This window comes from Rhizobium etli CFN 42, assembly GCF_000092045.1.
Lineage (GTDB): Bacteria > Pseudomonadota > Alphaproteobacteria > Rhizobiales > Rhizobiaceae > Rhizobium > Rhizobium etli.
In genome coordinates, this window is the sequence record NC_007761.1 from 791,226 (window position 1) to 806,942 (window position 15,717).

The following is a 15,717-nucleotide window of genomic DNA, read 5'->3' on the forward strand; positions in this document are numbered from 1 at the left end:
AAATGCTCCTCGTGATTGTTGATGGGGATGACGGGCGTCGATCTGCAGGGGGCTGAGTTGATGTATACCTTTGATCTGAGCGATATACGATGCGTAGCCTGCAACAATGACATTGTGCCGGCGGGTGACGGTCAATGCAATATATTTGCATGTGCCGACTGCGCTCGTACCTATCAAAAAGTGCTCGGCGTGCCTTTCTTTGGCGACTATGAAGAAGAAGATCTTCTTGGGTTGATCGAAATCGCCGCCAATGTTGGACATCGTGACAGGTTCGGGATAACGCCAAGTGTCGTAGAAGAATGGGAAGCTTTGTTGCTTGCCTATGATCAAGCGACAGACAAAGATGCCTTTCTTAAAAAGGTCCCGCCGGAGAAAGCATCGGTTTTTTTGAATCGGTACGGGGAGTGGTCCGAGGTCAGCCATCTGACCCGGGACATATCCCTTGCCGGATTTAAGGTCCTTGATGTGGGAGCGGGGCTAGGTTTCGACAGCCATCGTCTTTCTTTGCTGGGCGGCGATGTAACGGCATTGGAGTTTTCTCCGCTTCTTGCCGAATCAGGGCTGAAGAATTTTCCCCATATCCGCTGGGTCGGGGGGTTCTCCCATTGTCTACCTTTTAAGAATGCAAGTTTTGATGCCGTATTTTGTAACGCCGCCTTACATCATATGCGGAATGTGCCTGCGGCAATCTTCGAGATGTTGCGTGTTTTGCGGCCGAATGGTGTTCTAATCACGACCTGCGATTCGTTCCGGCCAAGTGAAACGGGCGATGATCTGGAGCTCGAGATATTCGATAAGGATCCCGCCGTCCTGCTGGGCGTGAATGAAGGCATTCCGCGATTTTCTGATTTCATATCAACGCTTGAGCGACAGTCGGAGATTCTGGACGTTGAGGTTTTGACCCATATTCTCTATGACGCGCCGGATATCGGCACGATCACTCATCTAAAGCAATGGAATCTGAGGAAAGATGGGCCGATGCTTGCGAAGCGCAGTGGGTCCATCGCAATGAGAGTGCGACTCAAGGACGTTTGGCCGGAACCCGCGCGGCTACAGACAAACGGAGTGTTGTCTGCACAGGAATACGTATCGTGGATGAGTTCCGCGTCGAACGCAGTCAGTAAGCTTGCGCCGATGATGCCTCGAAAATACGTTGATCTGCCATTTCCAGGAGATCAGGGGAGTAAGTTTGAGCTGCTGAACGGCTGGCGGCGACCGCAAAAGTATCAGCATGCCCGCACCGCATATCGGCGTGGGCGCTGGTTCATGCGGCGCCCTTCTGAGCATTCCATTGTTGCTTTTGATCTGTCGTTACCCCTTGATGGTTCTTCACGAGTTGAAGCTGTCAAGGTCGTGCTGAACGGCGCTGCCGTCGGAACCTATCCGGTCAGGAGCAAGAACTGGGTGCCGGCACAGGTGGATATAACCACGGTTCCTTCTGGAGACGTACTCAGTATCGAGTTGGAGGCGATAGGCGGAGGAACATCCGTCGAGGAGGCTGCATTCGTTGTTCGCAACCGCCGGCTTATTTCGGGGACTTCCGAATTTGACGCTGGGGTTCGAAGCAGAAATTGTCAAAATTCGACTGTCTATGCGGTTGTTCCAGTTTTTAATCGTCTTCATTTTACTCGCGAGTGCATCAGATATCTCAAAGAACAAACCTATGGTCCGCTCCAGATCATCATAGCCGACGGCGGTTCTACGGACGGGACGCAGGAGATCATCCGTTCGGAATTTCCCGATGTCACGGTCCTCACCCCCTCGGACGCCGAGCTTTGGTGGAGCGGTTCGGTAGCCATGGGTGTCGACTATGTCTTGCGTCACAGCGGCAGTATCGACGACTATGTACTTATGATGAATAACGATACGCAATTTCCGCCCAACTATGTGGAGAAATTGGTTGAGACATCTGAGTTCTATGATGCGGCAGTTGGGGGATTGATTGTCGACAGTCATGACGCGACACGTGTCCTTGATGCTGGCGAATATATCGATTGGGCGACCTATACGTTTTCCGTAAAGCATTCCATTAATGATGGTGAGCGTTTCTGCGATGACGTTGATGTGCTGCCTGGTCGCGGAAGCCTGATACCTTTGCGTATGATACGCGCCGTCGGAAATATTGATGCAGATATGCTGCCGCATTATCTCGCCGACTATGAATTCTTCTGCCGGCTTAAAGAACAGGGGTTCCGGTTAGGGGTCACCTACGAAACACAGATTCTGGCTCATATAGAAGAAACCGGGATCGTACCGACAAATGGAAGTTCCAGTTTTAGAGCAATCTGGCACGAAGTATTTTCGCGTCGCTCAATGAGTAATTTCGGGGATCACTGGCGATTCGTCGCGCGGCATGCACCAGATGAATATCGCAACCGTATTCGATTTCGTTTGGTTAAACGGGTCGTCGCCGATTTCACCTTGAGGACGCCGGCGAGGTGGTTCTTTTTCCCCCTCTACGTTCTCCTGACGTTGCCTTGGAGAATATTGGCTGTTGTCAAGGGCCAGAAAAGAACCTTTTCTCGGTTCGCCGCAGCCATCCGCAGGGATGGAGCGGACGTCGTTTGCCAACCTAAGCTTATTCCGGGCATCATTCGGTTGCCGGTCTACCTCGCGATGGCACCAGGGCCTCTCAAACGTGAACACATAGAAGAGCACGGGTTGATTGCCGACGAGCTTCTGCAAAGAGGTATTTTGCGTCACACTCGTTGTCATGAATGGTATGCGTTGAACACCATAAATTTTGGCGGCGAAGCTGCAAGCACGGAATTGGGGCAGCTCCGCAGGAGGGCGTGGAATCCCGTTACCAAGATCGGGCGCACGGTTTCTTGGTATTTGGCCACGCGCAAGACGAGGGTGGCCGAATGAGAGGCTCGTCCAGCCAGTTCCGTATTGGCATCGAACTTATCGACGATCCAGCCTGGATGGGCGGAATGCTCTATCTGCGGAATCTTGCAATCGGCTTGTCCCAATTGCCCGAGAGCGAACGTCCCGCTGTGCGCTTGCTGGGCGCGGCTCACGTCATTGAGCGGTTCCTTGATGGGTATGAAGATCGGGCGATCTTCGAGGCCGATGCCGCGGGTCTCGTGTCGCGAATTCGGCGCCGATTAGGTTGGGCGCAGAAAAGCGCAGGTTCGGTTGACGTGGTTTATCCCGGTTTTGGTTCCGAGGTTCCGGGCGCGGTCACCGTGCGCTGGATCCCCGATTTTCAACATCGTTATCTCCCGCATCTCTTTTCTGCCGAAGAGATTGCTGCACGTGATCGTTCAATCGGTGAGATCGCGGCAAAGCCAGGTGTTGTCGTGTTGAGCAGTGAGGTGGCGGCCGCCGATTTTCGAAAATTCTACCCGGGTCACACTGCCGTAGCCCGGGTGTGGCGGTTTCATTCTCGGCTCGATACCAGGCAGCCGGCGTCTCGTGCTACGGTCGATCGGTTTGAACTACCTGAAAAGTATCTCTATCTGCCAAATCAGTTCTGGGCTCACAAGAACCATATCACCGTTCTGCGAGCGTTGGCGCGTCTCAAACGGGATCGCAATCTGACAATCCCACTCGTTTGCACGGGTGCTCAGTCGGATCGACGCAATGAGGCTCATTTTATGGAATTGGCGGAATTCATCAAGGATGCGGGCTTGTCGGGCCAGGTTCATCTCCTTGGATTGATCGAGCGCGAGGAGCAGACTGAAGTTTTCCGCCATGCTGCTTCCGTCGTGCAGCCATCCTTATTCGAAGGATGGAGTACCGTCGTCGAAGATGTTCGTGCGGTAGGCCGGCCGATCTTTCTTTCAGATCTTGCTGTTCACAGGGAGCAGGCGCCGAGCCGCTGCTTTTATTTCGACCCACAGTCGGACGAAGAACTGGCGGGCTTGCTGGCGGAAAGGTGGGAGCAACTTCCACCTGGCCCAGACGCTGAGATGGAACGGAAGGCGCGCGCGGAAGTGCAAAGATTGCTGCTGAACTCCGCTCGGGAATTCTGCGATATAGCACGTCAGGCATGGAAAATGGGCAGAGCCGATGTCGACCCTTTGTGTTGAATTCCACGAAGACGACCAATGGCTTGGCGGTTCGATCTATATCGACAATCTGCTGGCTGCTTTGTCCGTGCTTCCTTCGGATCAACGCCCTGATGTTCGTCTTGCCTTCCTGTCGTCGTCGAAAACGGCGCTGGCGAAGCGGCTGTTAGCCCACTCGGCGGTCGTGCAGAACCAATCGGCAGCCGCATATTCGAATTCGGTTGCCAAATTGCGCCGGCTTCATCGCGCGTCCATTCGTCGGTGGCCGCGGATCGGCCGCTTTTTCCGGGCGCGCGGAGACGAGGTATATTTCCCAGTGTTCGATGTCACGCAACGCTGGAGGAGGAATCTCTACTGGATACCGGACTTTCAGCCGCTCTACTTCCCGGCGCTCTTCGAGGCGCGTGAACTGGGGATCAGAACGAAAAGCATGGCCGACATCGCCGGCTCGACCGGCCTTTTGTTGCTCTCCAGCAACGCGGCTATGAACGATTTTCGAAGCTTCTACCCTGAAGCCACGGTGATGCCGCGCGTATGGTCGTTTTGCAGTAGCCTGGAGCCGGCGTCGCAAGACAGGCATCGGGAAGTTCTGCAGCGTTATGATTTGCCGCAGAAGTTTCTTTATATTGCCAATCATTTCTGGAAGCATAAGGATCACGAGACCGCATTCAGAGCGTTGAAGCTTTTGAGCGACCGCTTTGATGACATATTTCTTGTATGCACCGGCCTCCAGGCGGACAGGCGCAATCCCGGCTATTTTGAATCGCTGGTTCAGGCTCTTACAACATGGGGCCTTCAGGACAGGGTGCGGTTTCTGGGGGTTGTGCCGCGCGAGGATCAGCTCGAATTGTTCCGGGTGGCGGCAGCAGTGCTCCAACCCTCACGATTCGAAGGTTGGAGCACTGTGATCGAAGATGCTAAGGCATTGGGGCGACCGATGATCGTATCCGATATTGCGGTTCATGCGGAACAGGTCGAAGGGCTCGAGCATGCCCGCCTCTTCAAGACATCGGATGCGGAAGATCTCGCGGGTGCGATCTCCGATCTGTGGCCAACCTTGACGCCGGGGCCTCAGCTGGATCTGGAACAAGAGGCGGTCAAGCGAAGAAATTCCGTGCGCATCGAGGCGGCGCGCAAGTTTGTAGCGATAGTGGAGGAGGCGGTGGCCTTTTCCCGGACAATCTGAAAGGAACGGAAGATATGTGCGGTATCAGTGGAGTGATTTCTCTTGCCCCTTTGACAGAGGTTGAAATCTCCAGCGTGCGCGAGATGAACAGGTTGCTCGAACACCGCGGACCTGATTCGGAAGGCATATTTTCTGCAGAACACGCGATGCTGGCGATGCGTCGTCTTTCGATCGTCGATCTTGCCGGCGGTAAACAGCCGCTCTTCAACGAGGCCGGCGACATTGTCATTATATGCAACGGTGAAATATACAATCATAACGAGTTGCGGGAAGTCCTCCGGACACGAGGGCATCAATTCAGTTCGTTGAGCGATGTCGAGACCATCATTCATGCCTACGAAGAATATGGGATTGAATGTCTCGCCAAACTGCGCGGCATGTTTGCCTTCGCGCTTTGGGATGCGAAGAAGAATGTTCTTCTGCTGGCGCGGGATCGGATGGGCGAAAAGCCGCTCTACCTCCACCGGGATGGGGCAGGTCATTTGTGGTTCTCCAGTGAAATTCGCAGCCTGACGACGGTGATGCCGAAACCGTTGAGGCTGTCGCCGGAGGCTTTCAATCTCTTTTTGACGTTTCAATATGTGCCCGAGCCTGCGTCGGTCCTGCAGGGTCTGGAGCAGCTGCCTGCAGCGCACTATATGCTGTTGAAGCCTGATGACTTGGAGGCGTTGCCGCAACCATATTGGGATACGTCAAACGTTCACGAAGATTCGCGCGACCCCGTAGCCGTAACAGAAGATATATTGGACAATGCCTGCCGCCTGATGGGAACGGCGGATGTGCCTGTTGCAGTCGCCCTGTCGGGGGGGATCGATTCTAGCCTCGTGGCGGCTTTAACCGCACGTCATTTTCCGGGTCAACTGCATGCCTTCACAATCGGTTACAAGGGGCGACCCGATACTGACGAGCGCGGTTTCGCGGCAACCCTGGCAAAGGAACTCGGCATAGGTTTCACCGAAGTGGAACTCGATACCGGCACAGTGATCGACTCCTTCCCGGAGTTGATGTCGGCCATGGATACGCCGATTGGCGATATCGCAGCCTTTGGCTACTATACCGTTGCCAAAGCCTCTCGCGAGGCGGGTTATCCTGTCTTGTTGTCCGGACTTGGGGGAGACGAATTCTTCTGGGGTTACGGGTGGGTGCGCGACGCCATGACGCGAAACGAGGCGCTGCTTGCCGGGACACCAATCAAATCGCCCTGGTGGAAGCGCCTGAACGGTAAGAAAGTCGCCCAGAAGCCCGATTTCTTCGGCGTTCATGCCGATTTACGCAACGGTGACATCTGGTCGCGCAAGCTTATGCCGGCGGGGGAACGAGACAGGCTGCCCGAACATCTATGGTTGGATGGCGCAAGTCTCGATCTGTCGCAGCCGCTTCATCTTGCCGTCTCCAATCTGCTGAACCGCACCTGGTTGCGGTCCAACTGTTTGGCGCTGATGGATCGGATGACGATGGCGCATTCGGTGGAAGGACGCTTGCCTTTGCTGGATTCGGAATTGGTGGACCGCGTTACCGGGATGCGAAACGACGGATTGACAGACTGGCACAAGCCTCACAAGTGGCTTCTGGTGGAAGCGCTCCGCGATGTTTTACCCGCCGATGTTCTGGCGCGGAAGAAACAAGGGTTCACGCCGCCCGTTCGGGAATGGATGAGTGGAATTGTGAAACGCTTCCTGCCGCTTGTTTCGGATGGTGCGTTGGTGAGGCAGGGGTTGGTTGATGCGAACCGGTCCCGCACCGGTCTTGGCGAGTTCGATCTTCCATTCCTGTACAAGCTGGTGTTGCTCGAATGCTGGGTTCGTATCCATATCGAAAAGCAACCCATTGCTGAATTCACACGCGAATATGCGTAAATTGCGGGTTTTTATGCGAAATTACGCTATTTCTGGCGCCGTTTTCGGATTTCTCCTCCTTTCCTGCGGGCCGGTATTGGCGGGAGAGCACATCAATATTCGCGACACTATGATTCTTTCACATTTGGCGCAGCTTAACGAAGACGGCGTGTTGGTTCTCGGCGACAGTATAATCGAGGCATGGCTTGGCGAGCCATTTGGCCGTTGCCGGATGATAAATGCAGGTCTTGGCGGCGGGGGTATAAAGGATGTCTCCATTCTCGTGACCGCGATTTCTCGCAGTCCGAACTCCTCGAAATTGAAGGAAGTGATTGTTGCGATCGGCGTCAATGACGCGCGACGAGGTCAGGATTTGCCGGCCGACTATGTAGAAAGGTGGAAGACGGACTATGCTCGTCTAATAGAACAGCTGCAGAGCATGATTCCGGCGGTGACCGCATCGACGATTCTGCCGGTTGAACCCGGCATGCCGCTCGGCGCCGATTATTTCGATCCATCGCTTATCGATCAGCTAAATGATGCCATTCGCGAAGTGGTGCAAGAAAAGGCGGGTGTCAGGCTTCTTGATATGAACCAGGAAATTAAACGGATCGAGTGGCAGGGACACTATACCGTCGATGGTGTCCACCCCGCAGCCAAAACCTATCAGGTCATTGCGGAAAAGCTGCTTTCAGGCTTGTCGGGTTCTTGCGCTGCCGCAAACAAGTAGTGTAACGGACCTGTCAATGATGGAGAGTGGTTAAAATTGACCGGACAAAAGATTGCTTTGGTCACCGGCGCGTACGGCTCAATCGGCCGCCATGTTGCATCGGCGCTGGCCAGGCATGGCTGGTCGGTGCATGGTATCGGCCATGGAGAATGGAGCCGGGACCAGATGTCGCAGTGGGGCCTTTCGGCCTGGCATCAACAGGATGTAAGCCTTGATGGACTGAGGGCCATGGAGGTTCGGCCGGCGCTGATCGTTCATTGTGCGGGGAGTGGTTCCGTTGGCGCGTCGGTCGCGGAGCCTTATACCGATTTTCTGCGTACCGTTGTGCCAACTGTGGCTGTCCTGGAATTCCTCAGAGTCGATTGTCCCAGCGCTGCTCTCGTTTATCCATCGAGCGCCGCAGTTTACGGAATTGCGGATAAATTTCCCATGTCCGAGGGTTCTTCTCTGCGGCCAACGTCTCCATATGGCGTTCACAAGAGAAGTGCTGAAGAACTTATCAGGGAATATGCCCGCCTCTTCGGTCTGAACGCTTCCATCGTGCGCCTTTTTTCTATCTATGGCGAAGGTTTCCGTAAGCAGTTGCTATGGGACGCCTGTCGCCGCATTATTGCGAACGAGTACGAATTTTTCGGGACGGGTAACGAGACGCGCGATTGGCTCCATGTTTCCGATGCGGCGGACCTGATGATCCACGCAGCAGACCATGCATCTCCTCGATGCCCGGTCGTGAATGGCGGCGGGGGTGTTGCCATCACTGTCAGGGATGTGGTTGCCGAGCTTTTTGCATTGTTGAGCCGCAGGAATGCGGCTGAGTTCTGTGGTACCGTTCGTCCGGGTGATCCGAGTGACTATCAGGCGGATATTCGCCAGGCGCTTGCCTGGGGCTGGCAGCCGCGTATTTCCTGGAAGGAAGGGCTAGCTCTTTATGTCTCGTGGTTCCAGCGAGAGCATGGTTTGTCATGATCCGCCGGTTTTCGTCGCTACGCCTTGGTATCGCGATGCGGCGCCTCCTTGGCGTCCGATTGGGTCGATTTCATCAGTATCAGCCTCGCCAGCTGTCTGTAGCTTCTGTCAATCATGCGGACGATAACGACCGGCTTCCCGCGATATCGCTGGTGACGCCGTCATTCAACCAAGCGAGTTTCGTCGAGAAGACACTTGAAAGCGTTCTCGGGCAGAACTACCCCAAGCTGCAATATATCGTGCAGGATGGGTTATCCACCGATGGCACGCGAGAAATCCTGGGTAGATACGCGACACGCAACGTTGATATACGCATCGAGACCGACGGTGGACAGACGGATGCGTTAAACAAGGGCTTTGCCCATGCGGACGGCGAGATAATGGGATATCTCAACTCGGACGACCTTTTGTTACCGGGTACGCTGTGTCTCGTCGGCCGCTATTTTCGCGATAATCCTTCGGTCGATGTAATTTACGGCAATCGTCTGATTGTCGATGAGGCTGGCAGGGAAGTCGGGCGCTGGGTATTGCCGGAGCACGATTCCGAAATCCTGACTTTTATCGATTATGTCCCACAGGAGACGATGTTCTGGCGTCGCCGCATATGGGAGAGGGTTGGCGGACGATTCGATACGGATTTCCACTTCGCCATGGATTGGGAATTGCTTCTGCGCTTTATTCACGCTGGTGCGGTTTTCCGGCATTTGCCAGGATTATTTGGTGCCTTTCGCGTGCACGGGCAGCAGAAATCGCAGGCTGAATTTCTTGTTCGCGGAATTGGAGAGATGAACGGTCTTCGATTGCGTTATGGTGGTAGAAATATCAGCTTCGTGCGACGTATCGCGCTTCATTGGGCGTATCTGTCGCAACATAGGCTGGCTGACGCAGCTTTTGAAGCCTCCTTGCGGAAGAATGGATAGGATATGAAAAAGGCGCTTATCACAGGTGTAACTGGTCAGGATGGCTCGTATCTCGCTGAGCTTCTTCTCAGCAAAGGCTACGAGGTCCATGGCATAAAGAGGCGTGCTTCCCTCTTCAACACCGATCGCATCGATCACTTGTACCAAGATCCGCACGAGGACCGGCGACGTCTCATCCTGCACTATGGCGACATGACCGACTCGTCCAGCCTGATCCGCATCATGCAGAATGTTCAGCCGGATGAAATCTACAACCTTGCTGCGCAGTCGCATGTGGCGGTTTCGTTTGAAGAGCCGGAGTATACGGCAAATTCGGATGCTCTAGGCGCCCTGCGCATTCTTGAGGCGATCCGCATTCTCGGCCTCGAAAAAAAGTCTCGTTTCTATCAGGCCTCGACGTCGGAGCTTTATGGTCTCGTTCAGGAAACGCCTCAACGGGAAACGACACCGTTCTATCCCCGCTCTCCTTACGCTGTCGCCAAGCTTTATGCTTATTGGATCACCGTAAATTACCGTGAAGCATACGGTATTTACGCCTGCAACGGCATTCTGTTTAACCACGAGAGCCCGGTGCGCGGCGAGACATTCGTTACGCGCAAGATCACGCGCGCACTCGCCCGCATCAAACTCGGCCTGCAGGATTGCCTTTATCTCGGCAATCTCGATGCCAAGCGTGACTGGGGGCATGCGAAGGACTATGTGGAGATGCAGTGGCTCATGCTACAGCAAGAGCAGCCGGAGGATTTTGTCATCGCGACCGGCATCCAGTACAGCGTTCGCGATTTCGTAAATGCAGCGGCTCGTGAAATCGGTCTTTCGGTCAACTGGGTTGGTACCGGGATTGACGAGAAGGGGTTCGATGCCAACGGCAAATGCATCGTTTCCGTCGATCCGCGCTATTTCCGGCCGACCGAGGTAGAAACGCTGCTTGGAGATGCATCCAAAGCGAAAGACAAGCTTGGCTGGGAGCCCCAGATCAGCTTCGAAGCGCTTGTCGCCGAAATGGTTAGAGAAGATCTCAAATCGGCCGAAAGAGATGAACTGGTCAAGCGTCATGGGTTTTCGGCCTATGACTATCACGAGTAAGACGATGGACAAGACATCGAAGATTTATGTCGCAGGTCATCGGGGGATGGTTGGGTCGGCGATCCTGCGCCGTCTTGCTTCGGCAGGATATACGAACGTCATTACCCGAACCCACGCGGATCTCAATCTGGTCGATCAGGCCGCGACGGTGCGGTTTCTCGCCGAGGAAAAACCCGATTATATCTTCATGGCGGCGGCCAAGGTCGGCGGCATTCATGCGAACAACACCTATCGGGCCGAGTTTCTTTATCAAAATCTCATGATCGAGACCAATATCGTCCATGCTGCTTGGCAGGCCGGTGTGCAGGGCATGCTTTTCCTGGGCTCGAGCTGCATCTATCCTAGGGATTGCCCGCAGCCGATCCGGGAGGACTATTTGCTTACCGGGCCACTCGAACAGACCAACGAGCCCTATGCCATAGCAAAGATCGCCGGCGTCAAGCTTTGCGAGAGCTATAATAGGCAATACGGAACGCAGTATGCCTCCGCAATGCCGACCAATCTTTATGGTCCAAACGACAGCTACGATCTCAACAACAGTCATGTCCTGCCGGCATTGATCCGCAAGGCGCACGAGGCGAAGATTCGCGGCGAGAAGGAACTGGTCGTCTGGGGCTCCGGTCAGCCGATGCGCGAGTTTCTCTATGTCGATGATATGGCGGATGCCTGTGTCTTCCTGATGGAAAATCAAATCAGCGAGGGACTTTTCAATATCGGCACGGGCGAGGACGTGACGATCCGGCAGTTGGCCGAGACGGTCATGGAGATCGTCGGTTTCGAGGGAGGTATCGTCTATGACATCAGCAAACCCGATGGCACCCCCCGCAAACTCCTGAATGTCGACCGCATGAAGGCTCTCGGCTGGCAGGCCCGCACATCGCTCGCCGACGGCATTGCGAAAGCTTACGCCGACTTCCGGTCGCATGCCGCCTGAAACATGATCGAACCGCTTGTCACGATCGCCGTCCCCTCGTTCAATCAGGGCCGCTTTCTCGATAAGGCGCTGGCATCGATCTTCGAGCAGGAATTACCGGTGGAGGTTTTTGTCCTCGATGGCGGTTCGTCGGACAATTCCATCGAGGTCATCCGCACATGGGAAGCCAGGCTCGCCGGGTGGCGCAGTCATCAGGATGGCGGGCAGGCGGCCTCTATCAATGAAGGCATAGCATCCGGCCGTGCGCCTTATGTCTGCTGGCTCAACAGCGACGACTGGCTTTTGCCCGGTGCGCTGAAAATTCTGCTCCGGGCGCTGGAGGATCGGCCACAGGCATCGGCTGTCTATGGGCGCGCCTGGAATGTCGTTGAGAAGAGCGGAAAGCGAACGCCTGTCTGGGTCGAACCTTTCAGCGAGCGACGCCTGGCGATGCGCTGCATCGTTTCTCAGCCTGCCACATTGATCCGTCGTTCTGCCTGGGAGGCTGTTGGCGGCGTCAACGAAAAACTGCACATGGTCATGGATTATGACCTTTGGTGGAAGCTTTTTAAGCGTGTTGGGCCGCTGCATTTCGTCGACGAGTTCGTTGCGGTCAACCGTGAACATGAGCTGACGAAGACACGAAGGCTACGCCGGCGGCATTATAGCGAGGCGATCGATGTCGTCCGCAAATATCACGGCAGGGTTCCGTTGAAATGGTGGATCGCGCAGCCCTATGCCGTCTGGTACAAGTCGATCAGAGGTTAGGAGTCGGGCGCTGGCTGTCATTACGGCAAGAGGGCCGGACCTGAGGCTGCAAGCCCCTGTGAAAAGCGAGAAGCCGCGGGTTGCTCCTGATTGTTGTAATATGTTAGGGGCAGCGGTCCGGGCCGAGAGGAGGCGCTCTCGATTGAAAAGCAGCGCCCGCTTCGAAAAGGAACATCAGACGAACGTGATACGTGATCTCCTCAACCATCAGCGCCTGCAGATGTTTATTGCATCGGCGATAAGCCTTGTCTTCCTGGCTTTCCTGCTTCGGGCCGTGGATTGGGAAGATGCCATCCGCATTTTCCGCAATGGAATATCCGCAGCATCGCTTTTGGGTTTTTTACTTGTTGTCTTCGCTATCGCCGTGGGCTACGCGCTGCGATGGCAACTGTTGTTGGACGGAAAGATCGGCTACGGCACCTCACTAATGGCCTCCCTGCTCGGTCTGGGTGCTAACATGTTCCTTCCTGCGAGAGGTGGAGACCTTTTGCGCGTGCATTATAGCCGTGTTGTTGCGGCTGTTCCCTATGCCGATGCACTTGGCAGACTTCTTGTCGAAAAAGTGGTTGACTTGGTGACCATCGTTTCTGTCGGCATGTTTTCTTTGATCTTGCTGAGCCGTGAGTTGAATGCTGATTATCGCAATGTTCTTTTGATCATTATGCCCGGCGGAATTCTAGCGCTATTTTTGGCGGTAATTCTGATAAGCCGTTTCGACGAGCAGCTTGTTCCGTTGCTACGACCCGTCTTCCGTATTGTGCGGCTGCAGAATTTCTTTGACCGTCACATAGCCTATATCGTTCGAAATTCAGCACGGAGCCTATCTCTTTCCGTGGCGATCCTTCCTGCGGTTATTACGCTGGGTATGTGGCTTTCGGTATATGCGTTCGCATATATCTTTGTCGCCCGATTTGTCGGTGTCGCATTGAGTTATGACGAGTCGTTGTTCGTATTATTCGCTGGCGCGTTGGGGCTGATGATTCCAGCCGCCCCCTCTGGGGTCGGTACTTTTCATGCATCCATTGTTTCGGCTTTCGTACTTCTGGGGCGTTCGTCATCGGAAGGGCTGCTCCTGGCAACGGCGGTTCATTTTCTCTTTTTCGTGGTGTATGTCGTGCCTGCAGCCCTCATTCTGGGACATTGGCGCCTGAACCGCTTGGCGCCGAGGTAACTTATGAAGAACTATTTTTATTCTCTTTTAAGAAAATATATCGGCCTTTTTGTCTTGAGCCAGAATTCCGTCGTCGAGATTGATCCGACGACGCCCCTTTTGGTTGGTAGATTTCCCCAGGGCAAAGTTACGTTTCGTACGGGAATGCCATCGACAGAGCTTGCGAGTGAGTTTGACGAACACAGGATCGTCAAAATAGAGAACGTTGCTGAAACCAAGCCTGAATACCTGATCATCAGCGGCCTGATACACTACGAGCGTGACATACAAAGCATGTTCGCGCAGGCGCGTGCCTTGTGTTCGCCCGAGACGCGCCTCGTGCTTACCTATTACAGCAGCATGTGGCGGCCGCTCGCCGCTTTCGCATCAAGGTTCGGTCTGCGCCGGCGGGTGCCTGAATCAAATTGGCTTGCCCACGAAGATGTCCAGAACCTTTTGACGCTCGAAAATTTCGAGTTGATACGACTGGACCAGAAGGTTCTCATCCCCTTCTATATCCCGCTTCTAAGCGGCTTTGTTAATCGTTGCCTTGCCCCTCTCCCCTTCTTTCGAAATCTCTGCCTTCTGAATATCGCGCTTGCGAGGCCGGTGGACTATGCCGCGTCGAAGACGGAGCCGTCGGTGTCGATCGTCGTTCCCGCGCGAAACGAGGCGGGAAATATCGAGGATATTGTCAAACGGCTGCCGGAAATGGGTCCGGATGACGAGCTCATCTTCATCGAGGGCAACTCCACGGATGCGACTTGGAAGACTATCCAAGAGGTTCAGCAGCGATACGGGAGCGAACGGTCCATTCTGATTGCCCAGCAGGAAGGCAAGGGAAAAGGCGATGCCGTCAGAAAGGGCTTTTCCCTTGCCACAAAGGACGTTCTGATGATCCTCGATGCGGACATGACCGTACCGCCCGAGGATTTGCCCAAATTCTACAATGCCATCAAGGATGGGAAAGGTGAGTTCATCAACGGTACTCGTCTAGTCTATCCCATGGAAAAAGAAGCGATGCGCTTCTTCAACCTTTTGGGTAACAAGTTTTTTGCATTGGCTTTCTCTTTCGTTCTCGGCCAGAGGTACAAGGATACTTTGTGCGGAACCAAAGTGATCCGCCGCTCCAACTATCTAAAGCTTCAAGCAAACAGATCCTACTTCGGCGATTTCGATCCCTTCGGCGATTTCGACTTGATCTTCGGTGCCGCGCGGATGGGCCTGAAAATCGTTGAGGTCCCAATCGGCTATCGTGAAAGACTATATGGTGAGACGAACATTTCGCGTTGGCGTCACGGCGCCATTCTTTTGGCCATGCTGGTTTTTGCCGCAAGACGAATAAAGTTTCTCTGACGATGGAAGCCGAGAGCGCCCTCTATGACGCCGACCTTGCGCAGACGCTGGCAAATCGCGAGCGGCTGAACGCTAATTCGAACCTGATGCATTGGTACGGTGAGCTTTATCGGGAGATGTTTCGGCAGGAGCCGGACATCGCCGCGAAGACTGTCCTGGAGATCGGAAGCGGAACTTCACCTCTCAAGCGCTTCTTGCCGAACGTCATCACCTCCGATGTTTTGAAGTTAGACTATCTCGATATTGTCTTCGATTGCCACGAAATCGCGGAGCTTCCCGATATTGCGGACCATAGCGTCGACGTGATTACCATGACGAATGTTCTGCATCATCTGAAAGACCCGCTCGCTTTTCTGCGGGGCGCGACGCGTAAGCTTGTAAAAGGCGGCAGGGTATATGCGACGGAGCCTTATCTGTCTCGGCTGTCCTATCCGATGTATAAGCTTCTGCATCATGAGCCGGTGGATCTCAGCATCCGCCGTCCAGTTCTAAATACAGTGGAAGGCCCTCTTTCTACGTCAAATCAGGCGATGCCACATATGATTTTCTTTCAGCGGCCGGACTGGCTTGCTGAGCTTTCGGATTGTTACTGCCTCGAAAAGACGCGGATCAGCTATTTCACGTCTCTTGCCTATATGGCGACTGGCGGGATATCCAGGAAATTCCCTGTGCCTGGTTGGGTTTACAAGCCTTACTTCAAATTCGACAGGGCTGTGGGGCGTACCTTGCCCAAGGCGTTCGCCTCATTCTTCACAGTCTGTCTCACGTCAAGAGGCGAGGCGTGAGATGGTTTT

At 54.4% G+C, this 15,717-nt stretch carries 13 protein-coding genes; all 13 read left to right on the top strand.

Annotation, left to right across the window (positions count from 1 at the left end; genetic code table 11):
- Nucleotides 1-60 precede the first annotated feature (60 nt).
- The 13 genes from RHE_RS03820 to RHE_RS03880 all read left to right on the top strand — a co-directional run bounded on the left by RHE_RS03820 (nucleotide 61) and on the right by RHE_RS03880 (nucleotide 15,708).
- Nucleotides 61-2,868, top strand: a complete 2,808-nt coding sequence (locus RHE_RS03820) for a glycosyltransferase (RefSeq protein WP_011424114.1) — start codon at nucleotides 61-63, stop codon at nucleotides 2,866-2,868.
- Nucleotides 2,865-4,034 (top strand): glycosyltransferase, encoded by a 1,170-nt coding sequence (locus RHE_RS03825; RefSeq protein ID WP_011424115.1) that lies wholly within the window; start codon nucleotides 2,865-2,867, stop codon nucleotides 4,032-4,034. Before RHE_RS03820 ends, RHE_RS03825 begins: the two co-directional genes overlap by 4 nt.
- Nucleotides 4,015-5,199 (top strand): glycosyltransferase family 4 protein, encoded by a 1,185-nt coding sequence (locus RHE_RS03830; RefSeq protein ID WP_011424116.1) that lies wholly within the window; start codon nucleotides 4,015-4,017, stop codon nucleotides 5,197-5,199. Before RHE_RS03825 ends, RHE_RS03830 begins: the two co-directional genes overlap by 20 nt.
- Before the next feature lie 14 nt (nucleotides 5,200-5,213).
- On the top strand, nucleotides 5,214-7,055 hold the full coding sequence (gene asnB, locus RHE_RS03835; protein WP_011424117.1) for an asparagine synthase (glutamine-hydrolyzing): 1,842 nt from the start codon (nucleotides 5,214-5,216) through the stop codon (nucleotides 7,053-7,055).
- The gene (locus RHE_RS03840; RefSeq protein ID WP_166486888.1) at nucleotides 7,027-7,764 is read left to right on the top strand and encodes an SGNH/GDSL hydrolase family protein; all 738 of its coding nucleotides are present in this window, start codon (nucleotides 7,027-7,029) and stop codon (nucleotides 7,762-7,764) included. Before asnB ends, RHE_RS03840 begins: the two co-directional genes overlap by 29 nt.
- Before the next feature lie 36 nt (nucleotides 7,765-7,800).
- Entirely contained in the window at nucleotides 7,801-8,730 is a 930-nt protein-coding gene (locus tag RHE_RS03845) for an NAD-dependent epimerase/dehydratase family protein (protein WP_042117942.1), read from the top strand.
- Nucleotides 8,727-9,650: a glycosyltransferase family 2 protein gene (locus tag RHE_RS03850; protein ID WP_042117945.1), complete on the top strand. Its 924-nt coding sequence runs from the start codon at nucleotides 8,727-8,729 to the stop codon at nucleotides 9,648-9,650. Before RHE_RS03845 ends, RHE_RS03850 begins: the two co-directional genes overlap by 4 nt.
- Before the next feature lie 3 nt (nucleotides 9,651-9,653).
- Nucleotides 9,654-10,736 carry a GDP-mannose 4,6-dehydratase gene (gene gmd, locus RHE_RS03855; protein WP_011424121.1) on the top strand — a complete coding sequence of 361 codons (1,083 nt, stop codon included), beginning with the start codon at nucleotides 9,654-9,656 and terminating at the stop codon, nucleotides 10,734-10,736.
- A 4-nt stretch (nucleotides 10,737-10,740) separates the two neighbouring features.
- The gene (gene fcl, locus RHE_RS03860) at nucleotides 10,741-11,670 is read left to right on the top strand and encodes a GDP-L-fucose synthase (RefSeq protein ID WP_011424122.1); all 930 of its coding nucleotides are present in this window, start codon (nucleotides 10,741-10,743) and stop codon (nucleotides 11,668-11,670) included.
- 3 nt (nucleotides 11,671-11,673) lie between these two features.
- Entirely contained in the window at nucleotides 11,674-12,417 is a 744-nt protein-coding gene (locus RHE_RS03865; protein WP_011424123.1) for a glycosyltransferase family 2 protein, read from the top strand.
- A 142-nt stretch (nucleotides 12,418-12,559) separates the two neighbouring features.
- Nucleotides 12,560-13,588 (top strand): lysylphosphatidylglycerol synthase transmembrane domain-containing protein, encoded by a 1,029-nt coding sequence (locus tag RHE_RS03870; RefSeq protein ID WP_244425756.1) that lies wholly within the window; start codon nucleotides 12,560-12,562, stop codon nucleotides 13,586-13,588.
- Nucleotides 13,589-13,591: 3 nt separating this feature from the next.
- A complete protein-coding gene (locus RHE_RS03875) occupies nucleotides 13,592-14,923 on the top strand; it encodes a glycosyltransferase family 2 protein (RefSeq protein WP_011424125.1) in 1,332 nt (443 codons plus the stop codon).
- 2 nt (nucleotides 14,924-14,925) lie between these two features.
- A complete protein-coding gene (locus tag RHE_RS03880) occupies nucleotides 14,926-15,708 on the top strand; it encodes a class I SAM-dependent methyltransferase (RefSeq protein WP_011424126.1) in 783 nt (260 codons plus the stop codon).
- Nucleotides 15,709-15,717 lie beyond the last annotated feature (9 nt).